Annotated in this window: 21 protein-coding genes and 1 pseudogene; 9 read left to right on the top strand and 13 right to left on the bottom strand. The window is 59.9% G+C overall.

From position 1 onward, the window contains the following. Positions 1-22: 22 nt before the first annotated feature. Positions 23-799 (bottom strand): gamma-glutamyl-gamma-aminobutyrate hydrolase family protein, encoded by a 777-nt coding sequence (locus LOY38_RS01705; RefSeq protein ID WP_258698591.1) that lies wholly within the window; start codon positions 797-799, stop codon positions 23-25. 278 nt (positions 800-1,077) lie between these two features. On the opposite strand from LOY38_RS01705, the gene LOY38_RS01700 reads away from it, so the two are divergent. Continuing rightward, positions 1,078-2,454, top strand: a complete 1,377-nt coding sequence (locus LOY38_RS01700) for a glutamine synthetase family protein (protein WP_007897683.1) — start codon at positions 1,078-1,080, stop codon at positions 2,452-2,454. Between the two features lie 292 nt (positions 2,455-2,746). After that, entirely contained in the window at positions 2,747-3,382 is a 636-nt protein-coding gene (locus LOY38_RS01695) for a TetR/AcrR family transcriptional regulator (protein WP_258698590.1), read from the top strand. Between the two features lie 145 nt (positions 3,383-3,527). Here the strand turns inward: LOY38_RS01695 and LOY38_RS01690 are convergent, their stop codons facing one another. The 8 genes from LOY38_RS01690 to LOY38_RS01655 form a co-directional block, all read right to left on the bottom strand. Then, complete coding sequence (locus LOY38_RS01690) at positions 3,528-3,743, bottom strand: molybdopterin-binding protein (RefSeq protein WP_003229256.1); 216 nt, start codon at positions 3,741-3,743, stop codon at positions 3,528-3,530. A gap of 34 nt (positions 3,744-3,777) precedes the next feature. Continuing rightward, a complete protein-coding gene (gene ssuB / locus LOY38_RS01685) occupies positions 3,778-4,584 on the bottom strand; it encodes an aliphatic sulfonates ABC transporter ATP-binding protein (protein ID WP_258698589.1) in 807 nt (268 codons plus the stop codon). Further along, complete coding sequence (ssuC, locus tag LOY38_RS01680) at positions 4,581-5,363, bottom strand: aliphatic sulfonate ABC transporter permease SsuC (RefSeq protein ID WP_258698588.1); 783 nt, start codon at positions 5,361-5,363, stop codon at positions 4,581-4,583. Before ssuC ends, ssuB begins: the two co-directional genes overlap by 4 nt. A gap of 9 nt (positions 5,364-5,372) precedes the next feature. Beyond that, complete coding sequence (gene ssuD, locus LOY38_RS01675; RefSeq protein WP_258698587.1) at positions 5,373-6,521, bottom strand: FMNH2-dependent alkanesulfonate monooxygenase; 1,149 nt, start codon at positions 6,519-6,521, stop codon at positions 5,373-5,375. Positions 6,522-6,546: 25 nt separating this feature from the next. After that, the gene (locus LOY38_RS01670; RefSeq protein ID WP_258698586.1) at positions 6,547-7,512 is read right to left on the bottom strand and encodes a sulfonate ABC transporter substrate-binding protein; all 966 of its coding nucleotides are present in this window, start codon (positions 7,510-7,512) and stop codon (positions 6,547-6,549) included. 101 nt (positions 7,513-7,613) lie between these two features. Further along, the gene (ssuE, locus tag LOY38_RS01665) at positions 7,614-8,207 is read right to left on the bottom strand and encodes an NADPH-dependent FMN reductase (protein ID WP_258698585.1); all 594 of its coding nucleotides are present in this window, start codon (positions 8,205-8,207) and stop codon (positions 7,614-7,616) included. Between the two features lie 212 nt (positions 8,208-8,419). Continuing rightward, positions 8,420-9,058, bottom strand: coding sequence for a peroxiredoxin (locus LOY38_RS01660; RefSeq protein WP_258698584.1), 639 nt, complete (start codon positions 9,056-9,058; stop codon positions 8,420-8,422). 293 nt (positions 9,059-9,351) lie between these two features. Further along, on the bottom strand, positions 9,352-10,698 hold the full coding sequence (locus LOY38_RS01655; protein ID WP_258698583.1) for an OprD family porin: 1,347 nt from the start codon (positions 10,696-10,698) through the stop codon (positions 9,352-9,354). A 454-nt stretch (positions 10,699-11,152) separates the two neighbouring features. Between LOY38_RS01655 and tauA the strand changes: the two are divergent. Beyond that, positions 11,153-11,392 (top strand): annotated as a pseudogene (tauA, locus tag LOY38_RS01650) (taurine ABC transporter substrate-binding protein); the annotation flags it as partial. 162 nt (positions 11,393-11,554) lie between these two features. Here the strand turns inward: tauA and argA are convergent. After that, positions 11,555-12,853 carry an amino-acid N-acetyltransferase gene (gene argA, locus LOY38_RS01645; RefSeq protein ID WP_007899457.1) on the bottom strand — a complete coding sequence of 433 codons (1,299 nt, stop codon included), beginning with the start codon at positions 12,851-12,853 and terminating at the stop codon, positions 11,555-11,557. Between the two features lie 267 nt (positions 12,854-13,120). Then, complete coding sequence (argE, locus tag LOY38_RS01640; protein ID WP_258698582.1) at positions 13,121-14,290, bottom strand: acetylornithine deacetylase; 1,170 nt, start codon at positions 14,288-14,290, stop codon at positions 13,121-13,123. 320 nt (positions 14,291-14,610) lie between these two features. On the opposite strand from argE, the gene LOY38_RS01635 reads away from it, so the two are divergent. Then, the gene (locus tag LOY38_RS01635) at positions 14,611-15,978 is read left to right on the top strand and encodes an inorganic triphosphatase (protein ID WP_258698581.1); all 1,368 of its coding nucleotides are present in this window, start codon (positions 14,611-14,613) and stop codon (positions 15,976-15,978) included. A gap of 127 nt (positions 15,979-16,105) precedes the next feature. Here LOY38_RS01635 and LOY38_RS01630 read toward each other — a convergent pair whose 3' ends face one another. Further along, positions 16,106-16,570 (bottom strand): Lrp/AsnC family transcriptional regulator, encoded by a 465-nt coding sequence (locus tag LOY38_RS01630; RefSeq protein WP_109635733.1) that lies wholly within the window; start codon positions 16,568-16,570, stop codon positions 16,106-16,108. 126 nt (positions 16,571-16,696) lie between these two features. On the opposite strand from LOY38_RS01630, the gene LOY38_RS01625 reads away from it, so the two are divergent. From LOY38_RS01625 to LOY38_RS01605, 5 genes are all read left to right on the top strand, one after another. Beyond that, complete coding sequence (locus LOY38_RS01625; protein WP_258698580.1) at positions 16,697-17,035, top strand: hypothetical protein; 339 nt, start codon at positions 16,697-16,699, stop codon at positions 17,033-17,035. Between the two features lie 102 nt (positions 17,036-17,137). Next, positions 17,138-18,922, top strand: a complete 1,785-nt coding sequence (locus tag LOY38_RS01620) for a GspE/PulE family protein (RefSeq protein WP_258698579.1) — start codon at positions 17,138-17,140, stop codon at positions 18,920-18,922. Between the two features lie 243 nt (positions 18,923-19,165). After that, positions 19,166-20,080: an SPFH domain-containing protein gene (locus LOY38_RS01615; RefSeq protein WP_258698578.1), complete on the top strand. Its 915-nt coding sequence runs from the start codon at positions 19,166-19,168 to the stop codon at positions 20,078-20,080. 11 nt (positions 20,081-20,091) lie between these two features. Continuing rightward, positions 20,092-20,529 (top strand): NfeD family protein, encoded by a 438-nt coding sequence (locus tag LOY38_RS01610; RefSeq protein WP_258698577.1) that lies wholly within the window; start codon positions 20,092-20,094, stop codon positions 20,527-20,529. A gap of 68 nt (positions 20,530-20,597) precedes the next feature. Continuing rightward, the gene (locus LOY38_RS01605) at positions 20,598-20,918 is read left to right on the top strand and encodes a DUF2388 domain-containing protein (RefSeq protein WP_258698576.1); all 321 of its coding nucleotides are present in this window, start codon (positions 20,598-20,600) and stop codon (positions 20,916-20,918) included. A gap of 176 nt (positions 20,919-21,094) precedes the next feature. On the opposite strand, the gene gcvP is transcribed toward LOY38_RS01605, so the two are convergent. Further along, positions 21,095-23,968 (bottom strand): aminomethyl-transferring glycine dehydrogenase, encoded by a 2,874-nt coding sequence (gcvP, locus tag LOY38_RS01600; RefSeq protein WP_258698575.1) that lies wholly within the window; start codon positions 23,966-23,968, stop codon positions 21,095-21,097. Positions 23,969-24,091: the final 123 nt, after the last annotated feature.

Genomic DNA, 24,091 nt, shown 5'->3' with positions numbered 1-24,091 from the left:
TGAGTTTCCTGACTTTTATAAGTCAGGCGTTGTTTGACGCATCGGCGTCGCGTTGTCGTGCGCGCTTGCGGCAGGCATCGCCAAATGCCTGGAAAATCGCAAGGTAGTCAGGATTCAAGCTTACCTGCCATTCAGGATGCCATTGCACGCCCAAAGCAAAAGCCTTGCCTTCGATCACAGAGATGGCTTCGATCAACCCGTCGGGCGCTACGGCTTCCACGCGAAGGCCCGGCGCCAGTCGTTCAATGCCCTGACCATGAATCGAATTGACTTGAATCTCGCGAGACAGGCCCAGGCCCGCCAGTACACCGCCCGGCTGGACGTGCACCGGGTGACTGGGGGCGTACTGCCCTTCCAGCGGCAGGCTGTCGTCTTCACGGTGATCCATGAAGGGACCGACCTCATGAACCTTCTGATGCAGGCTGCCGCCGAACGCCACATTCATTTCCTGGAAGCCGCGGCAGATGCCGAGCACGGGAACGCCGGCCTCGACAGCGGCGCGGATCAGCGGGAGAGTAGTGGCATCGCGTGCAGAATCATGAGCAGTGCCTGGCGCGCTGGTCGGGCCGTTATAGTGAAACGGTTCTATATTAGAAGAAGAGCCTGTAAAGAGAATGCCGTCCAGAGCGTCCAGAATATCGGACGGCGCCAGTCGATCCGCCAGGGATGGAAGGACCAACGGCAGGCCCTTGGCAGCTGAAGCCACGGCGCGTACGTATTTGTCGCCACTGATGTGATAAGCATGCAGACCGATCTGCTTTGAGCAGGCGGTGACGCCGATTAACGGCAGGCGAGACATGAAGCACCCCGGTATTATTGCTGTTATGGGTTTGAATCGAGCTTAGCCTTGTTCATTTTTTTACACAACACCCCCGTAAAAAATACAACACGGCCCGCTCAAGCTCGCGGGGACCAAGACGTCAGAAGGCAAAAAAACGCTCCAAAGTGCCTCAAAAAAGCCCAACGAGCGCTTTTTTAGGGCAAAAAAGGCCTCGCTTGACTTCGGCATGCCGTTCGGGTTGACTGGAATCCGAAGAGATCAATGATTGATATTTTTAACAACAAAGGTGTTGCATCATGTCGGTACCCCCGCGTGCCGTTCAGCTTAACGAAGCGAACGCGTTCCTTAAGGAACATCCTGAGGTTCTGTACGTTGACCTTCTGATTGCGGATATGAATGGTGTGGTGCGCGGCAAGCGCATCGAACGCACCAGCCTCCACAAGGTTTACGAGAAAGGCATCAACCTGCCGGCCTCTCTATTTGCTCTGGATATCAATGGCTCGACGGTGGAAAGCACCGGCCTGGGCCTGGACATCGGCGATGCTGACCGAATCTGCTATCCAATCCCCGACACCCTGTGCAATGAGCCCTGGCAGAAGCGCCCGACCGCGCAACTGTTAATGACCATGCACGAACTCGAAGGTGATCCTTTCTTCGCCGACCCGCGCGAAGTCCTGCGACAAGTCGTAGCCAAGTTTGACGAGATGGGCCTGACCATCTGCGCCGCGTTCGAACTGGAGTTCTACCTGATCGACCAGGAGAACGTGAACGGTCGCCCACAACCGCCGCGCTCGCCGATCTCCGGCAAACGCCCGCATTCGACACAGGTCTACCTGATCGACGACCTCGACGAATACGTCGACTGCCTCCAGGACATTCTGGAAGGTGCGAAAGAGCAAGGCATCCCTGCCGATGCGATCGTCAAGGAAAGTGCCCCTGCACAGTTCGAAGTGAACCTGCACCACGTGGCCGACCCGATCAAGGCCTGCGACTATGCGGTCCTGCTCAAGCGTCTGATCAAAAACATCGCCTACGACCATGAGATGGACACCACCTTCATGGCCAAGCCTTATCCGGGCCAGGCGGGTAACGGTCTGCACGTCCACATCTCGATTCTTGATAAAGATGGCAAAAACATTTTTGCCAGCGAGGATCCCGAGCAGAACGCCGCACTGCGTCACGCGATCGGCGGTGTGCTCGAGACCCTGCCGGCGCAGATGGCTTTCCTCTGCCCGAACGTCAACTCCTACCGTCGTTTCGGCGCACAGTTCTACGTGCCGAACTCGCCGTGCTGGGGCCTGGACAACCGCACCGTGGCCATCCGCGTACCGACCGGTTCCTCCGATGCCGTGCGCATCGAGCATCGTGTCGCCGGCGCCGACGCCAACCCGTATCTGTTGATGGCTTCGGTTTTGGCGGGCGTGCACCACGGTCTGACCAACAAGATCGAGCCAGGCGCCCCCGTGGAAGGCAACTCCTACGAGCAGAACGAGCAAAGCCTGCCGAACAACCTGCGCGATGCACTGCGCGAGCTGGACGACAGCGAAGTCATGGCCAAGTACATCGATCCGAAATACATCGATATCTTCGTGGCCTGTAAAGAGAGCGAGCTGGAGGAGTTCGAACACTCCATCTCCGACCTCGAGTACAACTGGTACCTGCATACCGTATAAGCGGTTGCAGTAAAAAAGAACGCCGCCGGCCTCACAGCCTGCGGCGTTTTTTATGGCCGCCTGCGGCGATCCGACTTCGATCGTTCCCACGCTCCTGCGTGGGAATGCATCAAGGGACGCTCCGCGTTCCAGTCTCACCGATGATGTCTTGCCTGACATCGATGTGACGCGGAGCGTCACGGGCTGCATTCCCACGCAGAGCGTGGGAACGATCAACTTGCCCGCGATGGCGGCCGAGAAGACAACACACAACTCGACTCGTACAATGCCCGCTGCCCCGCAGGAGACTTCAATGACGCGCACCGCCACCATTCGCAAACCCCGCGCCCGCAGTCAGGCCCGGATCGACTCGATACTCGATGCCGCCCGCACGCTGCTGGCCGCCGAGGGGGTGGCCAGTCTGTCGATCTACAGCGTCGCCGAGCGCGCGGAGATCCCGCCCTCCTCCGTCTACCATTTCTTCGCCAGCGTTCCGGCCCTGCTTGAAGCCCTGACCGCCGACGTCCACGCTGCGTTCCGTGCCTGCCTGCAAGCCCCCATCGACCACAGCGCCCTCAACGGCTGGCGCGACCTGTCGCGACTGGTGGAACAACGCATGCTCGCCATCTACGACGAAGACGCCGCCGCCCGCCAACTGATCCTCGCCCAGCACGGCCTGACCGAAGTCACCCAGGCTGACCGCCAGCACGACATCGAGCTCGGCGACCTGATGCACAAGCTGTTCGATCACCACTTCGAACTGCCAACGCTGCCGACGGATGTCGATGTGTTTGCGCTGGCCATGGAGCTGGGGGACCGGGTGTATGCACGCTCGGTACAGCAGCATGGGCAGATCACGCCGCGAATGGCTGAGGAAGGGATGCGGGTGTTTGATGCTTATCTTGGGTTGTATTTGCCACCCTACCTGCCCAAGCGCGAAGTGCTTTGATCGTTCCCACGCTCTGCGTGGGAATGTAGCCCGGGACGCTCTGCGTCCCAAAAGCCGAACGCGGAGCGTCCGAAGAGGCATTCCCACGCAGAGCGTGGGAACGATCAGGGCTCACACCCTCCGGGGTTGTTGTTTGCGCACGCACTTACAACTTGGCGATCGACACCTCGGTGGATTTCACAAACGCGATCACTTCACTGCCGACCACCAGTTCCAGCTCTTTCACCGAACGGGTGGTGATCACCGAAGTGACGATGCCGGAGGCAGTCTGAACGTCGATTTCCGACAACACGTCACCCAGCACGATTTCCTTGATCGAGCCTTTGAACTGGTTACGAACGTTGATGGCTTTGATAGTCATGATGTTGATTCCTGTCGTTGGATGAATCTTTAAGTTATTGAGCCCAGCGCAATTGCGCAGGTAGTGGTGAAACAGGTTCCGGTTCCGGCGGTTGGCCGGGCAAGGACAGCACGCGATTGAGCACTTCGGTTTCCAGAGCCGCCAGCCGATGGGAACCACGAACCCGAGGGCGCGGCAGTTCCACCGTCAGGTCGAGGCCAACTTCGCCCTCTTCAATCAGGATGACCCGATCGGCGATCGCCACCGCTTCGCTGACGTCGTGGGTCACCAGCAACACGGTGAAGCCATGCTGTTGCCAGAGCCGTTCGATCAGTTGCTGCATCTCGATTCGGGTCAAGGCATCCAGTGCGCCCAGGGGCTCGTCGAGCAGCAGCAAGCGCGGTTGATGGATCAGCGCGCGAGCCAGGGCCACACGCTGCTTCTGCCCACCGGACAACGCTGCCGGCCACTCGTTGGCGCGATCCGCCAGGCCGACCGCTTCCAGCGCGTCCAGTGCTTGCGGCCGCCAGTTGCCCTTGAGCCCGAGACCGACGTTGTCGATGATCTTTTTCCACGGCAGCAGACGTGCTTCCTGGAACATCAGTCGGGTGTCTTCCCGGGCTTCACTCAGCGGCGCTGCACCTGCAAGCAATTCGCCCCCCGTGGGTTTGTCGAGACCGGCGAGCAAGCGCAGCAAGGTACTTTTACCGCAACCGCTACGCCCGACCACCGCCACAAACTGCCCGGCCGGAATGTGCAGATCGATTTCACGCAGCACTCGCCGCGAACCGAAGGTTTTTTGCAGTTTGCGCACCACCAGCGGAATGCCGCGCAGCAAGCGTGGAGGTTGTTGAGCCGTCATGCGGCACCTCCCTTGGCAACCTGATAGGCCGGATGCCAGCGCAGCCACACGCGTTCAAGTCCGCGCGCCGCAAGGTCGGCCAGCTTGCCGAGCACCGCGTACAAAAGAATCGCCAGCACCACGACGTCGGTCTGCAAGAACTCCCGGGCATTCATCGCCAGGTAGCCGATGCCGGAGCTGGCGGAGATGGTTTCGGCGACGATCAGGGTCAGCCACATGAAGCCCAGGGCAAAACGCACGCCGACCAGAATCGAAGGCAATGCCCCCGGCAGGATCACCTGGCGAAACAGACTGAAACCGGACAAGCCATAACTGCGCGCCATCTCCACCAGCGCCGGATCGACGTTGCGGATGCCGTGATACGTATTGAGGTAGATCGGGAACAATGTGCCCAACGCCACCAGGAAAATCTTCGCCGACTCGTCGATGCCGAACCACAGGATCACCAGCGGAATCAGCGCCAGGTGCGGCACGTTGCGGATCATCTGCACCGAACTGTCGAGCAGGCGTTCGCCCCATTTCGACAGGCCGGTGATGAAACCCAGGGCCAGACCGATGCCGCCGCCAATGGCGAAACCGAGCGCCGCGCGCCAGCCGCTGATGGCCAGGTGAGTCCAGATTTCACCGCTGCGGAACAGGCTCACACCCGCTTCGATCACTGCGATCGGCGCCGGCAGAATCCGCGTCGACAACCAGCCCGCCGACACCGACAACTGCCATACCGCCAGCAGCAAGAGCGGCAACGCCCAGGGCGCGAGGCTGTGGATAATTTTCTTCATGGCGGCGCCTCAGCTCTGGGACGCGGCTTTGGGAAGAATGTCGTTGGCCACCATCTCGCCGAACGGGCTGACGTAACCGGCGCTTTTCGGCAGTTCCGGACGCTCGATGTCCAGGTGCGGGAACAGCAACTCAGCCACCCGGTAGGATTCTTCCAGGTGTGGATAACCGGAGAAGATGAACGTGTCGATGCCCAGATCGGCGTATTCCTTCACCCGAGCGGCCACGGTCGGGCCATCGCCGACCAGCGCCGTGCCGGCACCGCCGCGCACCAGACCGACGCCGGCCCACAGGTTAGGGCTGACTTCCAGACTGTCGCGACTGCCACCATGCAATGCCGCCATGCGCTGCTGGCCGACCGAATCGAAACGCGCCAGAGAAGCCTGGGCACGGGCGATGGTGTCGTCGTCCAGATGAGAGATCAGTCGATCCGCGGCCTGCCACGCCTCGGCGTTGGTTTCGCGAACGATCACATGCAGGCGAATGCCGAAGCGCACGGTGCGGCCGAGCTTCGCGGCTTTGGCGCGTACCTGCTCGATCTTTTCCGCCACCGCGGCCGGTGGCTCGCCCCAGGTCAGGACCATTTCGACCTGTTCTGCCGCGAGGTCTTGCGCGGCTTCCGACGAGCCGCCGAAATACAGTGGCGGACGCGGTTGCTGGATTGGCGGATAGAGCAATTTGGCGCCCTTCACGCTGATGTGCTGACCATCGTAATCAACCGTTTCGCCTTCCAGCACCCGGCGCCAGATGCGGGTGAATTCCACCGAGGCCTGATAGCGTTCTTCGTGACTGAGGAACAAACCGTCGCCGGCCAATTCTTCCGGATCGCCACCGGTAACCAGGTTGAACAGCGCACGACCGCCAGACAAGCGATCCAGTGTCGCGGCCTGACGCGCCGCCACCGTCGGGGAAATGATCCCGGGGCGCAGGGCGACAAGGAATTTCAAACGCTGGGTCACCGGGATCAGCGATGCGGCCACCAGCCACGAATCTTCGCAGGAGCGACCGGTTGGAATAAGTACCCCGCCGAAGCCCAGACGATCCGCCGCTTGCGCAACCTGTTGCAGATAACCGTGGTCGACGGCGCGAGCGCCTTCGGCGGTGCCAAGGTAATGGCCGTCGCCGTGGGTAGGCAGGAACCAGAAGATATTAAGGCTCATGGAGTCGTCTCCTTAGGGAATCGAATTACGGCGCTTTGGCCACAGCGGCGGAGGGTGTCCAGATCACGTCTTTGATGCTCAAGGGCTTGGGAATCAGCTTGAGCTGGTAGAAGCTGTCGGCGATTTTTTGCTGGGCCGCGACTACTTCCGGCGTAAGGAACAGCGCGCCGTAGCCCTGGCGTTTCACCGAGTTCAGGGTGATGTCCGCTGGCAGGCCGAGCAGTGGCGAAACTTGCTTGGTCACGTCCTCGGGATTGGCCTTGGACCATTCGCCAACCGCGCGCACTTCTTCCACCAGCGCCTTGATCACTTCAGGATTTTTCTGCGCGTAGGGTTTGGTCGCCAGGTAGAACTGGTGGTTGTCGACGAGGCCTTTGCCATCGCGCAGGGTGCGCGCTTGCAGTTGTTGTTCGGCGGCGGCCTGGTAGGGGTCCCAGATCACCCAGGCGTCGACACTGCCACGCTCGAACGCGGCACGGGCATCGGCTGGAGGCAGGAACACGGTCTGGATGTCGGTGTATTTGAGGCCGGCGTCTTCAAGTGCGCGCACCAGCAGGTAGTGCACGTTGGAGCCTTTGTTGAGCACGACTTTCTTGCCCTTGAGCTCCTGCACCGATTTGATCGGCGAGTCCTTCGGCACCAGGATCGCTTCGCTGTGCGGCGCTGGCGGCTCGTAGGCGACGTAGAGCAGATCGGCGCCGGCCGCCTGGGCGAACACGGGCGGCGTTTCACCGGTGACGCCAAAATCGATGGAGCCTACGTTCAGGCCTTCGAGCAGTTGCGGGCCTCCGGGGAATTCAGTCCATTGCACGTCCACGCCTTGGGCGGCGAGGCGTTTTTCCAGGGTGCCTTTGGCTTTGAGCAGCACCAGAGTGCCGTATTTCTGATAGCCGATTCGCAACGTCTCGGCTTGAGCTTGAGTAATGACGCCGAAGGACACAGCCGCAGCAAACAGAGCGACCAGACCCCGACGCAAAATGACAGTGCGCATAGCGCTCTCCTTTTTGCAGTTGGGTTTTGGCTGCACCTGCTTGGCCGTTAGCGGCTGAGTAAGGTGAGTACTTCAAATTCAGGTGTGGCTTAAGTGCCGGCTTAAATGCTCCAGCGAGCACTCAACAAACGTTCGTTCAACAGGTTCGGATCGAGCGGTTTCGGCCGTCGGGCCATGGCGCTGAAAAACAGCTCCAGCGATTCATTCAGTCGTTGTGCAAGCTCCGGTGCCAACTGCGCCTGGGCACTGCCTTCGCCGTAAGCGATCTGACTGTCTACGGCGAAAATCCCGTGGAGCATTTCCTGGGCCTTCAACGCCGACAACACCGGCTTGAGCGCGTAATCCACCGCCAGCATGTGGGCGATGCTGCCGCCGGTGGCCATCGGCAGAACCACCTTGTGGCTCAGGGCGCGTTCGGGCAGCAGATCGAGTACGGTTTTCAGCGCACCGGAGAACGACGCCTTGTAAACCGGTGTAGCGATGAGCAATCCATCGGCGTTATCAATCTGTTGCAACAGGTCGATCACCTTCGGGCTGTCGAAGCGGGCATGCAGCAAGTCTTCGGCCGGGAAGTCCCGTACCTGATAACTCACCACTTCCACACCTTGCGCTTGCAACCAGCGTTGGGAGCGTTCCAGCAGCACCCCGGAACGGGAGCGTGGGCTGGGACTGCCACCGAGTGAGACGACCAGCATTCAGACAATTCCTTGAGCGGTGTTGGCGATACGCGGCTTGCGATCTCGCGTCGATGGAGTGACCTTAGCAGGCGATTTATATATCTATAAATCATATTTATTCATTTAGTTATTCTCTTAATGAATATGCCAATTGTCTTTTTCCGGGCAAAAAAACAGGCCGTCGAAACGGCCCGAAATCCCCTGCTTTGGTGTATGCCTTGAACAGATCGCTAACGATTAGGTTGCGGCGTCAGGCGCAGGTAAGGCTTCACCGCCCGATACCCCTTGGGAAAACGTCGCTGGATTTCATCTTCGTCCTTGAGCGACGGCACGATCACGACCTCATCACCGTCCTGCCAGTTCGCCGGAGTGGCCACCTTGTAGTTGTCGGTGAGCTGCAGCGAATCGATCACCCGCAGAATCTCATTGAAGTTACGGCCGGTACTCGCCGGGTAAGTGATGGTCAGCCGAATCTTCTTGTTCGGGTCGATCACGAACAGCGAACGCACGGTCAGGGTGTCGTTGGCGTTCGGGTGGATCAGGTCGTAGAGGTCGGACACTTTACGGTCCGCATCGGCGAGGATCGGGAAGTTAACGATGGCATTCTGGGTTTCGTTGATGTCCTCGATCCACTTGTGGTGCGAGTCCACCGGGTCTACCGACAGAGCAATGGCTTTGACGCCGCGCTGGGCGAATTCATCCTTGAGCCTGGCGGTAAAGCCCAACTCGGTGGTGCACACCGGCGTGAAGTCCGCCGGATGGGAAAACAGCACGCCCCAACTATCGCTCAGCCATTCATGGAAACGGATGGTGCCGGCGCTGGAATCCTGTTCGAAATCGGGGGCGATATCGCCAAGTCTGAGGCTCATGGTGCGGCTCCTGGTGAGTGCTTGTTGAGCTCAACTGTGCCTGCGTTCAAACTTAATTAAAAAGAATAAATATCGATTTATTTAGACCCGAAAAGAATATTAAAGATCTGTTCACTGGACCTGAACGGTCATCGGGACGAACATCGATCACAAGGTTCGAGAAGGCCTTGAGTTGCTGCAAAAGAAGGGAACTTCAAGGAGGGTTTACGGGGGTGAGCCCGCCTTGAAAACGCAAAAGCCCCGCCCGGCGTGATGCCGGGCGGGGCTTTTTTACGTCGGTTACGCGAGCGCTATTACAACAGCGGGATCGAGTAGCTGACGATCAGACGGTTTTCGTCCTGGTCGCGCTGACCTGGGACGTCGTTGCGCCACATGGCGTTTTTCCAGGTGAAGCCCAGGTTTTTCAGCTTGCCTTCCGGAACGACATAGGACAGGGTCAGGTCGCGTTCCCACTCGCTGAGGTTGTCGCCAGAAGCGTTATCAATGTCATCGCCTTTCAGGTAAACGATACCGGCGGTAGCGCCCGGCAGGCCGACCTTGGCGAAGTCATAGGAGTAGCGAGCTTGCCAGGTACGTTCGCCGGCACGGGCGAATTTCTGGATCTGCATGTCGGTGGTCAGGTAGGCCGACGAACCGTCACCCTGGTTCAACCATGGGAAGTCGCTGTTGCCGCTGCTGACCTGGTAGCCGCCACCAAAGGTGTGACCTTCAACCGTATACAGGAACAAGCCGCTGTACAGGTTGTTGTCGACTTTACCCTTGGTTTTAGGGGTGCTGTCCGGGTAGTAGCCGCTTGTGTAGTAGCTGGAGTTGTGACCGTTGGCGCCATCGTCTTTGCTGTTGAAGTAACGCAGGTCACTTTTCAGTACGCCCGGACCGATGGACCAGTTGTGCACCAGACCCAGGAAGTGCTGCTTGTAGAAGTCTTCCAGGTTGCCGTAGTAGTACTGGGCAGTCAGGTCTTTGGTGATTTTGTAGTCACCGCCACCGTAGATGAACTTGTTGCTGTCACGACCGGCAGCAGTGTGAGCGTTTGCACCAGCAATCGACAGTTCTTCGTTGTTGCTGGAGTTACGGCCCTTGGCGTGCTCGATCTGACCGCCGACCAGTGTCAGGTCTTTGATTTCGTTCGAGGTGATCTGACCGCCCTGGAAGGTTTGCGGCAGCATACGACCGTCGTTGGTCACGATCACCGGCAGTTTTGGCTGCAGGGTGCCCAACTTCAGTTCGGTCTGGGAGATCTTGGCTTTGGCAGTCAGGCCCAGGCTGGAGAAGTTATCAACCGCTTCGCCGTTGGACTTGCTTGGGAAAACAGTGCCGCCGTAAGAAGTCGAAGTGGCACCGTTAGTGCCGCCACCCGAGTCCAGGCGCACGCCCAGCAGGCCGATAGCGTCAATACCGAAGCCAACGGTGCCTTGGGTGTAGCCCGAGGTGAAACGCAGATCGAAGCCTTGGCCCCATTCTTCGTTTTTGTTCTGAACGCCCGCAGCGGTGCTGGCAGCAGAATCGCGGTTATCGGTGTTGATGTAGAAGTTACGCAGCCCCAATGTGGCCTTGCTGTCTTCGATGAAACCGGCGGCGCCTGCCTGCTGCGCCAAAACCCCTACGGCCACAGCCAGGGCCAAGGTGGACTTCTTCATGTATCGCTCCTCGTTCTAATTTTTGTGTTCTTTGGTCTCGGGTCTAACGCCCCAGATCCACAGATGCGCGATTAGCTCTGGACCGTGACTGCCAAGTCAATTGCAACCATGTGTGTCTACGACCAAGGTCTAACCGCAGTAATTTGGTCCCTGCAGGGTAATGATTTCCTCATAAACCCAAAAAGAATTATTCAATTCTTTTTCATACCTTTTAGGAATATAGCTCGCTACCAATGATTCGAGCCGGATCACAAGGTATCGACTCATAAGCTAATTCCTAAATGGTATTTATTGCCATTTTTTTAGATCGATTAGCGTTGCCGCATCCCCTATACGTCAATCACTTTCGAAAAGGCGACGCGATCATGACTAAACGCGCACTATCTAGTCAATTTGTTACAGTTTGTATATCGCTAGTATTTTCTTTCTCCGCCCAGGCAGCGAATCTCACGTCGATTCGGTACCGGTGCAGAAAATCGCCAAACTGACCGGTGCCAATGCCCTCGATGTGCCGGAACTGCTGGCTGGTTCCGCCTTCCCGGATGCCAAGGCACAACGGATCACCGCGCTGTTGGACGGTGGCACGGCCCAGGCGATTGGCGAGACGGCGAAGTTCTTGAAGGAGCAAGGAAAGGTAGAAACGGTGCTGCCGGATTATTCGCCGTATGTCAGCGCGAAGTTTGTCGCCGAGTAACCCCGTGGCGAGGGAGCTTGCTCCCGCTGGAGGCCGGAGGACTCCCAAACCCGACAACGCGGTGAATCAGTCATAACGCGTTCACTGGTTTTGGGGCTGCTTCGCAACTCAGCGGGAGCAAGCTCCCTCGCCACAAAAGCCGAGACACCGACGGCCATTTCGTCAGAGCGCTTTTTCGAAGATCTTCGAATTACGCTGGTAGTTGTAAAGCGACGCCCGCGCCGACGGTAGCCGTTCGACGCTGCTCGGCACGAAACCCCGCTCACGAAACCAGTGGGCGGTCCGGGTGGTCAGCACGAACAAGGTTTTCAGCCCCTGAGCCCGGGCGCGGGTTTCGATGCGTTCCAGCAATTCATCGCCGCGACCGCCATGGCGGTACTCCGGGTTCACCGCCAGACACGCCAACTCCCCCGCATCCGAATCGGCAATCTGGTACAGCGCCGCGCAGGCGATGATCATGCCTTCACGTTCGACCACGCTGAATTGCTCGATCTCACGCTCCAGCACCTCGCGGGAACGACGCACCAGAATGCCCTGCTCTTCCAGCGGGCTGATCAAGTCCAGCAAACCGCCGACATCCTCGATAGCAGCCTCGCGCACAACTTCGAATTGCTCCTGAGCCACCAGCGTACCGCCACCGTCACGGGTGAACAGTTCGGTCAGCAGCGCGCCGTCTTCGGCATAGCTGACGATATGACTGCGCGCCACACCGCCCCGGCACGCCTCAGCGGCCGCGTCCAGCAGCTCGGCCTGATAGTTGCTGCCCAGACGCTGCAAATGCGCCGGCACCTGTTGCGGACGCAGTTCGCGCACCAGACGACCATTTTCGTCGATCAGACCGAGATCCGCGCCAAACAACAGCAGCTTGTCTGCCCCAAGGTCGATGGCCGCGCGAGTAGCGACGTCTTCGCAAGCGAGGTTGAAGATCTCACCGGTCGGCGAGTAACCCAACGGCGACAACAGCACGATGGAGCGTTCGTCCAGCAGGCGATTGATGCCCTTGCGGTCGACCCGGCGCACTTCGCCGGTGTGGTGGTAGTCGACACCTTCGAGCACACCGATCGGCCGTGCGGTGACCAGATTGCCGCTGGCAACCCGCAGGCGCGAACCCTGCATCGGCGACGAGGCCATGTCCATGGACAGTCGCGCTTCGATGGCAATGCGCAGTTGACCGACCGCATCGATCACGCACTCCAGCGTCGCCGCATCGGTGATGCGCATGCCGTGATGGTAATGCGGGGTCAGGCCGCGAGCAGCGAGGCGGGTTTCAATTTGCGGACGGGAACCGTGAACCAGCACCAGACGCACCCCCAGGCTGTGCAGCAGCACCAGGTCGTGGACGATGTTGCCGAAGTTCGGGTGCTCCACGCCGTCGCCGGGCAGCATGACGACGAAGGTGCAATCGCGGTGGGCGTTGATGTAAGGCGAAGCGTGACGAAGCCAATTGACGTATTCGGGCATGAACCTGGGCCTGTAATAAATAGCAGCCGAAAAAAAAATTAACGCAATAAACGCACAGCGGGCTGATGGTTATCGTCGGAACAGGCTTGGCGACACGCGCGCTCTCCTCATGAATACGGGTTGGGACATCGGCAATTTATACGGTTAGCCAGTCAAAACACAGAACCTGTGGGAGCGGGCTTGCTCGCGAAGGCGGCGTATCAGGCACATTAATATCAACTGACACTCCCTATTCGCGAGCAAGCCCGCTCCCACTTGTATATGCGCTCAACTGACTGACATCGCCGTTTTGGCCGGCGTCAGGCAGTAATGTTCGATCAGTTGACGTAATAGATGCACGGTAGGCTGCAAACGTGACATTTCGAGGTATTCCCCCGGTTGGTGGGCGCAGGCGATATCGCCGGGGCCCAAGACCAGTGTTTCACAGCCAAGGCGCTGAAGATAAGGCGCTTCCGTGCCGAACGCCACTGCTTCGGCGCGATGGCCGGTGAGCTTTTCCGCGACCCGGACCAATTCACAGTCCTCGGCCTGCTCGAACGGCGGCACTTCGGGGAACAGCGGCGCGTAATCGATCTTCACCTGGTGCCGCGCGGCAATGGGGTTGAGCTTCTCCAGGATCGCCGCGCGCAGGGCGCCGGGATCCATGCCCGGCAGCGGACGCAGGTCAAACTCCAGGGAGCACTGGCCGCAGATGCGGTTGGGGTTATCGCCACCGTGAATACAGCCGAAATTCATCGTCGGCTGCGGCACGCTGAACTGCGGATTACGAAATTCCCGCTGCCACGCCAGACGCAAGCCGCGCAGTTCGCCGATGGCATCGTGCATGGCTTCGAGGGCGCTATGGCCCAGGCTCGGGTCCGAGGAGTGACCGCTCTGACCGAGGATGTCGATACGCTCCATCATCACGCCTTTGTGCAGACGGATCGGCTTCAGCCCGGTCGGCTCGCCGATCACCGCCGCCCGGCCCAGTGGACGCCCGGCTGCGGCCAAGGCGCGAGCCCCGGACATCGAGCTTTCTTCATCGCAGGTGGCGAGGATCAGCAAGGGTTGCTTGAACGGTTGGTCGAGCAAGGGTTTGACCGCTTCGATGGCCAGGGCGAAAAAACCCTTCATGTCGCAACTGCCCAGGCCGACCCAACGGCCGTCCACTTCCGTCAGTTTCAGCGGGTCGGTCTGCCACAGCGCCGCGTCGTACGGCACCGTATCGCTGTGACCAGCCAGCACCAGGCCGCCGGGGCCAGAACCGAAACTGGCCAGCAGGTTGAATTTGCCGGGGCTGACCTGCTGGATATCGCAGGCAAAACCCAAGTCCCCGAGCCATGTCGCCAACAAGTCGATGACCGGCCGATTGGTTTGATCCAGGCTGGGTTGGGTACAGCTGACGGACGGCGCGGCAATCAGCGCAGCGAACTGATCTTTCATGGACGGCAAAGGCATCGCTGACTCCCAACACTCCCGAATTGAAGTCCATCATAGAACCATCCGGCGACAGGAATAAACCGCCGCGACGCGGGTAGGGTCTGTTGACGCTTGGTGACGAGCCGCGACGGCGGCCCACTTGGTGCAGGGCAAGGCGCGAGGAACGTGGTTTGGTTGTCCCAAATAAGTTCCGAGCAACGCAGCCCTGCGCCAAGTGGGGCCCGTCCCGGTCGTCACCAAGCGTCAACAGACCCTATCTCGGGTGAGTCCTGTACACTGCACGACCTTGGCAGCCACACATTCCCCCGGCTGCGCTCCCGATCCTGGATTTTCCGGCCATGCAGAAAGAAACCGAAATCAAACTCCGCGTCAGCCGCGAAACCCTCGCCGCCTTGCGCGAGCACCCGTTACTGAAAAAACGCAACAAAAGTGGCTGGGAACGCCGTGAACTGATGAACCAGTACTTCGACACGCCCGAGCGCGATCTGGCCCGCGCCAAGGTTGCCCTGCGCCTGCGCCGCGATGGCGAAGAAGTGATTCAGACCCTCAAGACCCGTGGCCAGAGCGTCGCCGGCCTGTCCGAGCGTCACGAATACGACTGGGATCTACCCAAAGCCAAGCTCGACGTGAAGAAACTCGACGGTGAATGCTGGCCCGAAGAGCTGGCCGAGCTGGACAAGAAAACCCTGAAAGCCATCTTCACCACCGATTTCGTTCGCGAACGCGCGGAAATCGCCTGGGGCCGTGGCAAGACCAAAGTGGTCATCGAAGCCGCGCTGGACCTGGGCCACGTGGTGGTCGGCAAGCAGAAAGAAGAAATCTGCGAACTGGAACTGGAACTGCGCGAAGGCGAGCCGGCCGCGCTGCTGGAACTGGCCGCCGAACTGGCCGCGACCCTGCCGCTGATGCCATGCGACATCAGCAAGGCCGAACGCGGTTATCGCCTGTTCGACGCCAACAGCTACTCGCTGAGCTTGCCGGCGCCGCAGATCACCGCCGAAATGCCGCTGGACGATGCGTTCGCCGCCCTGTGCTGGCATTTGCTGGGCAGCAGCCAGCGCCTGGCCGAGCAATATCGCTTCAATGGCCACTGGCGCCTGCTGCAGGACTGGGTCGAGAACCTCGCTGAAATGCGCGCGCTGATCAGCAGCCTCGGTCAGGCCGCGCCGCGTCAGTCGACTCACGATCTGCGGGTCGCGCTGGATGCCTTGCTGGAAGACTGGCGCCCGCTGGTACAAGCCGGCCTGGACGACGAAGACGTGCGCAAAGCCGCGCCGGAGCAGTTCCTCGAAGAGCTGGAAGACCCGCGTTGGGGCCTGTTCTCGCTGAACACTTCGCGCTGGTTGCTGGCCCGTACCTGGGCTGCCGATCGCAACACCCGTGGCAATCGCCAGGGCGCCGCGCAACTGGGCAGCTGGCTGCCACGCCTTCTGGGCGAAGAAGCCAACTCGCTGCAATTGCAGCGTTACCAGCAACAGCCGGAGGACCTGGCCGAGCAACTGCCGCGCATCGAGCGTATCCAGGCCTGGCTGCACCACGCCCGTAGCGTGCTGGACATCCCGGAAATGGATCGCCTGTACGGTGAGCTGAAACAGCTTGCCCTGCTAGCTAACGAGCCGATCACCGATGAGTCGCTGGATGCGCGCAAGCAGCAGGCGATCGCGGTGTATCAGAATCGTGCCTGGAAGACTTTGCTGCGTCTGTAATACCGCCATCGCGAGCAGGCTCGCTCCCACTTGAGTTATCTGTCGTACACATATTTTGTGTTCGCTGAAGATCAAGTGTGGGAGCGAGCCTGCTCGCGATGAGGCCAGCACATTCACCGCAAAAGCTTCAGACCGGCAAACTCGTCGTGGACTTGATTTCCGACAAGGCCACGATCGAGTTGACCTCCTGAATCCCCGGCACCATCGACAACTTCTCGAAGAAGAAGCGCTCATAAGCCTCGATGTCTGCCGTGACGATCCGCAGCAAGAAATCCACCGACCCCATCAGCACATAACACTCCAGCACTTCGGGAAAACCGCGAATCGCCTCGGTGAATTCGGTGAAGTTCGAACGTCCGTGAGCGTTGAGTTTGATCTCGGCGAAGATCTGCGTGTTAAGGCCGATTTTCTTGCGGTCAAGCAACGTCACCTGACCGCGAATGATTCCCTCCTCCTTCATCCGCTGAATCCGCCGCCAGCATGGCGACTGCGAGAGCCCTACCTGTTCGGCGATCTGCGCGCTGGAGAGCGAAGCGTCCTCCTGCAGCAACGCGAGAATCTTGCGGTCGTAGCTATCCAGCTCGCTGTGCATAGAAAAACCCATAGTTTGCATAAAATCGAATTGAACGATTCGAAAAACCGTCAATAGTCTCCATCATAGATAAGAAATACCCCGCACCGAATGTAAAAATTCCTCCAGTAATTTTGGAGCCCGACCATGCCGCCTCTTGAAGCCGTGAACCCCCTTCCCGTCCGCGCCGATGTCTGGAACGTCAGCAACGCCCACTGCCGGGTTCATTACCAACTGCTGGCCGAGGCCGAGCCGGATCTGCTGTGCCGGGCGCTCAACCTGTTCGCCTTGCAGTTTCTGACGCCGCAGCGGGTCAACGTGCAGCGCATGGACGATCTGCTGTCGGTCGACATCGTCATGGACGGCCTGAGCTGGCACCGTGCTCAGGTGATCGCGGAAAAATTACGTAACCTGATCAGCGTCTGCTCAGTGAATCTGCAAGCCGCTGACTCTGCGTGGGATGAGCCGGTTCAGGCAGCTGGTTAAAAAAAAACCTGAAAAAAACCGACACGCCTTGGTCCGGTAGTGGCCCAACGGTCTGCGGGAGCGCAGCTATCCTTTGCGAACGGTTGTTCATAAGGAGCCCGCATGTCCGTTCAACTTGCCACTCAGGACCGCTGGCTGGACCTTAACGATTTGCTGCGTGAACTGGTCGCCCAAGGCTTCATCAGCCAGGACTCGGCCGAACACGCACTCAACGCCCGCCGCCGTCACGCCATAAATGCTCAGCAGCACCCGCTGGAGTTCATCGCCAGCCAACACCTGGACGACCTCAGTCGTCCCGGCAAACATCTCGACCTGGAAAGCCTGACGCTGTGGCTGTCTCAGCAGGCCGGCCAGCCTTACTTGCGCATCGACCCACTGAAAATCAACGTCGCGGCCATTACGCCGCTGATGTCCTATGCCTTCGCCCAACGCCACAAGATTCTGGCAGTGTCCATCGACCGCGACGCCGTCACCGTGGCCAGCGCCCAACCCTTCGTCAGCGGCTGGGAAGCCGATCTGACCCACGTGTTGAAGCTGCCGATCAAGCGCGTGGTGGCCAACCCGGTGGACATCCAGCGCTTCAGCGTGGAGTTTTTCCGCCTGGCCAAATCGGTCAGCGGCGCCACCAACGCTGATCAGCAGACCAGCACCCTGGGCAACTTCGAACAGTTGCTCAACCTCGGCGCCAGCGACCAGGAGCCGGACGCCAACGATGCGCACATCGTCAATATCGTCGATTGGCTGTTCCAGTACGCGTTCCAGCAGCGGGCCAGCGATATCCACATCGAACCCCGGCGCGAGCAAGGGACGGTGCGCTTTCGCATCGACGGCGTGCTGCACAACGTCTATCAATTCCCGCCGCAGGTGACCATGGCCATCGTCAGTCGCCTGAAAAGCCTGGGGCGAATGAACGTCGCGGAAAAGCGCAAACCCCAGGACGGTCGGGTCAAGACCAAAACCCCGGACGGCGGCGAAGTCGAGCTGCGGCTGTCGACCTTGCCGACTGCATTCGGCGAAAAAATGGTCATGCGGATCTTCGACCCGGAAGTGCTGCTCAAGGATTTCGATCAGTTGGGCTTTTCCGCCGATGACCTGCGCCGCTGGCAAGACATGATCCGCCAGCCCAACGGCATCATTCTGGTGACCGGGCCCACCGGTTCAGGCAAAACCACCACGCTGTACACCACCCTGAAGAAGCTGGCGACGCCAGAGGTCAACCTCTGCACCATCGAAGACCCGATCGAAATGGTCGAGCCGGCGTTCAATCAGATGCAGGTCCAGCACAACATCGACCTGACCTTTGCCGCCGGCGTGCGCGCGCTGATGCGGCAAGACCCGGACATCATCATGATCGGCGAGATCCGCGACCTCGAAACCGCCGAGATGGCGATTCAGGCCGCACTCACCGGCCACTTGGTGCTGTCGACGTTGCACACCAACGATGCCCCGAGCGCCATCAGCCGCCTGCTGGAACTCGGCGTGCCGCATTACCTGATCAAGGCCACGGTGCTCGGGGTCATGGCCCAGCGCCTGGTTCGCACGTTATGCCCTCACTGCAAGGCGCCGCTGACCTTGGGTGAGGACGACTGGCAAACCCTGACCCGACCCTGGCAAGCACCATTGCCAGGCAATGCCCAACGCGCCATCGGTTGCCTGGAATGCCGCGAAACCGGCTATCGCGGTCGCGCCGGGGTTTACGAAATCATGCAGCTGACGGACGGCATCAAAGCGCTGATCAACCCCGACACCGATTTGCTCGCGGTCCGGCGCCAGGCCTTCAAGGAAGGCATGCGCAGTTTGCGCTTGTCGGGGGCGCAGAAAGTGGCGGCGGGTTTGACCACGCTCGAAGAGGTGTTGCGAGTGACGCCGCAGAGTGAGCAGAAATAGACAGCCCCTAATGCCGGCAAGTCAGGACGCATAACCTGTGGGAGCGTGGCTTGCCCGCGAAGAATACACCGCGTTTTTTCAGGCATTACGCGTCATCGTTCTTCGCGGGCAAGCCACGCTCCCACAGGATTTTCGTCGCTCAAATTTCTAGACTTACCGGCATTTGGCCTCTCCAAGTCGCATTCAAATCTTTTGCCCTACACTCTGGTCATCGCAACTCAACCAGACTGGACAGGGACCGTTATGGGCATTGCACTGATTCTCTTCGTCGCGCTGGCCGTGGCCATTCTTTTCATGGGCTTCAAAGTGGTGCCCCAGGGGTTTGAATGGACGGTCGAACGCTTCGGCCGCTACACCAACACCCTCAAGCCAGGCCTGAGCATCATCATTCCGGTGATGGACCGCATCGGCCGCAAGATCAACGTGATGGAAAGCGTGCTGGACATTCCGCCCCAGGAAGTCATCACCGCCGACAACGCCACCGTGCAGATCGACGCCGTGTGCTTCTTCCAGGTGGTCAATACCGCCCAGGCCGCCTACGAGGTGAACAACCTCGAACATGCCGTCCGCAATCTGCTGCAAACCAATATCCGCACCGTGCTCGGGTCCATGGAGCTGGACGCGATGCTCAGCCAGCGCGACAACATCAACGAAAAGCTGCTGCGCACCGTCGATGAGGCCACGGCGCCGTGGGGCATCAAGATCACCCGGATCGAGATCAAGGACATCAGCCCTCCCGCCGACCTGATGGCCGCCATGTCCGGCCAGATGAAAGCCGAGCGAATCAAACGCGCACAGATTCTTGAAGCCGAAGGTTTGCGCGCCTCGGCGATCCTCACCGCCGAAGGCAAGAAGCAGGCGCAGATTCTCGAAGCCGAGGGTAGCCGTCAGGCGGCGTTCCTCGAAGCCGAGGCCCGGGAGCGTCAGGCCGAGGCCGAAGCCCAAGCCACCAAAGTGGTGTCCGAAGCCATCGCCGGCGGTAACGTGCAAGCGGTCAATTACTTCGTTGCGCAGAAGTACATCGATGCCTTGGGCAAACTGGCTTCGGCCAACAACAGCAAAGTGATCCTGATGCCGCTCGAAGCCGGTTCGATGATCGGCGCCGTCGGTGGCATTGGCGAAATCGTCAAAGCCACCTTCGACGGCAAGAAAGGCTGAGGTCGCTGCCCATGGAACTGTTTTCGTTCTGGAGCTGGTTGGCCCTGGGCACGCTGCTATTGATCCTCGAAGTGTTCGGTGCCGGCGGTTATCTTCTGTGGATCGGCATGGCGGCCGCCGCCGTCGGCGTGCTGACCTTCGTGATACCGGGCTTGCCCTGGGAATTGCAGGTGCTGCTGTTTGCCGTCTTTTCAATCCTCACCGCCCTGTACTGGTGGAGACGTCAACGCGGTGTGGTGCGGGCCAGCGATCAGCCGAACCTGAACCTGCGAGGGCAAGAGCTGATCGGCAAGGTGTTCGTGGTCAGCGAAGCGATTGTCGACGGCCGCGGCAAGATCAAGGTCGCCGACGGCGTGTGGATGGCCCGGGGGCCCGACACCGCATCCGGCAGCCGTGTTCGGGTGGTCGGGCAGCAAGGGGCAATTTTACTGGTGGAGCGGGCCGACTAACGTCACGGAACTCGATTGGGTTATGGGCAATCAAAGGCCGCAGTTAAAACCCAGTGGAGTCACCTTTTATGCGTCTCAAACTTGCTGTCGCTACCTTCGCCGTGTTGTCCCTTCCAGTCGGTTCGGCGATGGCTGATGACAGCTTTTTGCGTAACGTCCTTACTTCCGGTGCCACCACCGGTACGTCCTACCTGACCTCCAGGGATCACAAACTGGTCGTCGCCGCCCAAGACGACGCCGGTAGCTTTGTCGCCAGTGACGGCGCCATTCGCGGCCCCTATCTGGAAGCCGCCATGCAGAGAGTCCGCGCTGAAAACCCTGGCCTGCAAGCCACGGACATGGAACTGGCGAACGCCATCCTGGCGAAGAATGCCATCGCCTCGAAATAAGGTTCGTTGCTCAACAAAATGCCGCTCTGGATGAGCGGCATTTTTTTGCCTGATGCAAATCCCTGTGGGAGCGAGCCTGCTCGCGATAGCGGTGGATCAGTCGAAACCATCAGTGACTGTTACGCCGCTATCGCGAGCAAGCTCGCTCCCACATTGGGTTTGTGTGTTCCGTGACTTCAGCGGTATTCGTCCACCGGCACACACGCGCAAAACAGATTGCGGTCGCCGTAGACATTGTCCACACGGTTCACCACCGGCCAGTACTTATGGGCCTTGGTGTGAGCATCCGGCGTCACCGCCTGCTCGATGCTGTACGGCCGCTCCCAAACCCCGGTGATGTCGGCCAAGGTATGCGGCGAACGCTTCAGCGGGTTGTCCTCCGCCGGCCAGTTGCCATTCTGCACCTCGTTGATTTCCGCGCGAATGCTCAGCATCGCGCCGATAAAACGGTCCAGCTCCGCCTTCGATTCACTCTCGGTAGGCTCGACCATCAACGTCCCCGGCACCGGGAACGACATGGTCGGCGCATGGAAGCCGTAATCCATCAGGCGCTTGGCAACGTCTTCTTCGCTGATCCCGGTCAGCGCCTTGAGCGGCCGCAAGTCGAGAATGCATTCATGGGCCACTCGATCGTTGCGCCCGGTGTAGAGCACCGGGAACGCCCCGGACAAATGCTGCGCCAGGTAATTCGCGGCGAGGATCGCCACCTCACTCGCATCCGCCAGTTGCGGCCCCATCATGGCAATGTACATCCAGCTGATGGGCAAAATGCTTGCACTGCCCCAGGGGGCCGCACTCACCGCACCGTTCTCCGGCAGCGGGCCATCGATCGGCACCACCGGGTGATTGGCGACGAACGGCGCCAGGTGTGCCCGGACGCCAATCGGGCCCATCCCCGGTCCGCCACCGCCGTGGGGAATGCAGAAAGTTTTGTGCAGGTTCATGTGCGACACGTCGGCACCGATGTCTGCCGGCCGCGCCAACCCGACCTGCGCGTTGAGGTTGGCGCCATCCATGTACACCTGACCGCCATGGCTGTGGATAACTTCACAGATCTGGCTGATGCCTTCCTCGTAGACCCCGTGGGTCGAAGGATAGGTCGCCATCAGGCAGGCGAGTTTGTCCCCCGCCTGCGTGGCCTTTTCCTTCAGATCATCCAGATCAACGTTACCCGCCTCGTCGCACTCGACGATCACCACCCGCATCCCGGCCATTTGCGCCGAGGCCGGGTTGGTGCCGTGGGCCGAGGACGGGATCAGGCAGATATCCCGCGCGCCTTGATGGCGGCTCTCGTGATATTTACGGATCGCCAGCAACCCGGCGTACTCGCCTTGAGCGCCCGAGTTGGGTTGCATGCAGATCGCATCGAAACCGGTGATTGCGCAGAGCCAACGCTCCAGTTCCTCGATCATCAACGAATAACCCGCCACCTGCTCTTTCGGTACGAACGGGTGCAGGTTGGCGAACTGCGGCCAGGTGATCGGGATCATCTCGCTGGTGGCATTGAGCTTCATGGTGCAGGAGCCCAACGGGATCATTGACTGATTGAGCGCCAGGTCTTTGTTTTCCAGCTGCTTGAGGTAACGCAGCATTTCGGTTTCGCTGTGATGAGCGTTGAACACCGGATGACGCAGACAAGGCGTACGGCGCTGCAACTCCGCAGGGATGCCGGACAACAGGACTTCAGCGTCCAGTTCGTCGACATTGAGCCCATGGTCGGCACCGAGAAATACATCGAACAGCTTCGCCACGGTGGCTTCGTCACAGGTTTCGTCGAGGCTCAGGCCCAACAGCCCACGACCGAGAATGCGCAAGTTGATGTGCGCCGCCTGGGCACTTTCGATGATCGCGGTCTGAGTACCACCGACCTCCAGGGTCAGGGTGTCGAAGAAGTGCTGGTTGAGACGAGTGATCCCGTGACGTTCCAGGCCGGCGGCGAGGATGCAGGTCAGTCGATGGACGCGCTGGGCAATCCGTTTGAGCCCTTCCGGGCCGTGGTAGACCGCGTAGAAACTGGCGATATTGGCCAGCAGTACCTGGGCGGTGCAAATGTTGGAGTTGGCCTTCTCCCGGCGAATATGTTGCTCGCGGGTTTGCAGGGCCATGCGCAATGCCACGTTGCCGCGAGCATCTTTCGACACGCCGATGATCCGCCCGGGAATCGCCCGTTTGTATTCATCGCGACTGGCAAAAAACGCCGCGTGCGGGCCGCCGTAGCCCATGGGCACACCAAAGCGCTGTGATGAACCGAACACCACATCGGCGCCCAACTCTCCCGGCGGAGTCAGCAACAGCAGGCTCAGCAGATCGGTCGCCACACAGGCCAGGGCTTGCTGGGCATGCAGATGATCGATCAATGGACGCAGATCGCGTACTTCACCATGGGTGTCGGGATATTGCAGCAGCGCGCCGAACACCTGATGCTGCTTCAAGTTATCCACAGCGTCGATGATCAGGTCGAAACCGAAGCCTTCGGCACGGGTCTGCACCACGGAAATGGTCTGGGGATGGCAATTCTCATCGACGAAAAACAGGTTGCTTCTGGATTTGGCCACGCGTTTGGCCAAGGCCATGGCCTCGGCCGCCGCCGTGGCTTCATCCAGCAGCGAGGCGTTGGCCAGTTCCAGACCGGTCAGGTCGATGGTCAGCTGCTGGAAGTTCAGCAACGCTTCGAGCCGGCCTTGGGCGATCTCCGGTTGATAGGGCGTGTAAGCGGTGTACCAACCGGGATTTTCCAGCACGTTGCGCAGGATGACGGCCGGTGTGAGAGTGCCGTGATAACCCATGCCGATCAGGCTGGTCCAGACCTGGTTCTGTTCGGCGTAGCTGCGCAGTTTGGCTAGCGCGGCTTCTTCATCGAGGGCGGGCGGCAGGTCCAGCGGTCGGTTGAGGCGAATTCCCGGCGGCACCGTCTGCTCGATCAACTCGACGCGGCTGCCAAGGCCGAGGCTGTCGAGCATCGCCTGCTGCTCGGCGGCATCGGGCCCGAGGTGGCGGCGCAGGAAAGCATTGGGATCGCGTAACTGACTCAAGGACGGCAACTGGGACATGACGGGCTCTCTCTTGACTGGCGCTCAGCGTCGATGCGATACGGTCAAACCAGCATAGCAGTCGATACCCGCACGGATGGCGTGGCGCCGTTGGTCAATCCGGATCATCATGCTCGGGGCCTA

The sequence above is a fragment of the Pseudomonas sp. B21-015 genome (assembly GCF_024749285.1).
GTDB lineage: Bacteria > Pseudomonadota > Gammaproteobacteria > Pseudomonadales > Pseudomonadaceae > Aquipseudomonas.
This window is presented reverse-complemented; position numbering and strand designations above follow the sequence as displayed.

Coding starts and splice junctions, on each gene's coding strand:
- LOY38_RS01705 (WP_258698591.1), bottom strand. CDS start 799: ATGTCTCGCCTGCCGTTAATCGGCGTCACCGCCTGCTCAAAGCAGATC.
- LOY38_RS01700 (WP_007897683.1), top strand. CDS start 1,078: ATGTCGGTACCCCCGCGTGCCGTTCAGCTTAACGAAGCGAACGCGTTC.
- LOY38_RS01695 (WP_258698590.1), top strand. CDS start 2,747: ATGACGCGCACCGCCACCATTCGCAAACCCCGCGCCCGCAGTCAGGCC.
- LOY38_RS01690 (WP_003229256.1), bottom strand. CDS start 3,743: ATGACTATCAAAGCCATCAACGTTCGTAACCAGTTCAAAGGCTCGATC.
- ssuB (WP_258698589.1), bottom strand. CDS start 4,584: ATGACGGCTCAACAACCTCCACGCTTGCTGCGCGGCATTCCGCTGGTG.
- ssuC (WP_258698588.1), bottom strand. CDS start 5,363: ATGAAGAAAATTATCCACAGCCTCGCGCCCTGGGCGTTGCCGCTCTTG.
- ssuD (WP_258698587.1), bottom strand. CDS start 6,521: ATGAGCCTTAATATCTTCTGGTTCCTGCCTACCCACGGCGACGGCCAT.
- LOY38_RS01670 (WP_258698586.1), bottom strand. CDS start 7,512: ATGCGCACTGTCATTTTGCGTCGGGGTCTGGTCGCTCTGTTTGCTGCG.
- ssuE (WP_258698585.1), bottom strand. CDS start 8,207: ATGCTGGTCGTCTCACTCGGTGGCAGTCCCAGCCCACGCTCCCGTTCC.
- LOY38_RS01660 (WP_258698584.1), bottom strand. CDS start 9,058: ATGAGCCTCAGACTTGGCGATATCGCCCCCGATTTCGAACAGGATTCC.
- LOY38_RS01655 (WP_258698583.1), bottom strand. CDS start 10,698: ATGAAGAAGTCCACCTTGGCCCTGGCTGTGGCCGTAGGGGTTTTGGCG.
- argA (WP_007899457.1), bottom strand. CDS start 12,853: ATGCCCGAATACGTCAATTGGCTTCGTCACGCTTCGCCTTACATCAAC.
- argE (WP_258698582.1), bottom strand. CDS start 14,290: ATGCCTTTGCCGTCCATGAAAGATCAGTTCGCTGCGCTGATTGCCGCG.
- LOY38_RS01635 (WP_258698581.1), top strand. CDS start 14,611: ATGCAGAAAGAAACCGAAATCAAACTCCGCGTCAGCCGCGAAACCCTC.
- LOY38_RS01630 (WP_109635733.1), bottom strand. CDS start 16,570: ATGCACAGCGAGCTGGATAGCTACGACCGCAAGATTCTCGCGTTGCTG.
- LOY38_RS01625 (WP_258698580.1), top strand. CDS start 16,697: ATGCCGCCTCTTGAAGCCGTGAACCCCCTTCCCGTCCGCGCCGATGTC.
- LOY38_RS01620 (WP_258698579.1), top strand. CDS start 17,138: ATGTCCGTTCAACTTGCCACTCAGGACCGCTGGCTGGACCTTAACGAT.
- LOY38_RS01615 (WP_258698578.1), top strand. CDS start 19,166: ATGGGCATTGCACTGATTCTCTTCGTCGCGCTGGCCGTGGCCATTCTT.
- LOY38_RS01610 (WP_258698577.1), top strand. CDS start 20,092: ATGGAACTGTTTTCGTTCTGGAGCTGGTTGGCCCTGGGCACGCTGCTA.
- LOY38_RS01605 (WP_258698576.1), top strand. CDS start 20,598: ATGCGTCTCAAACTTGCTGTCGCTACCTTCGCCGTGTTGTCCCTTCCA.
- gcvP (WP_258698575.1), bottom strand. CDS start 23,968: ATGTCCCAGTTGCCGTCCTTGAGTCAGTTACGCGATCCCAATGCTTTC.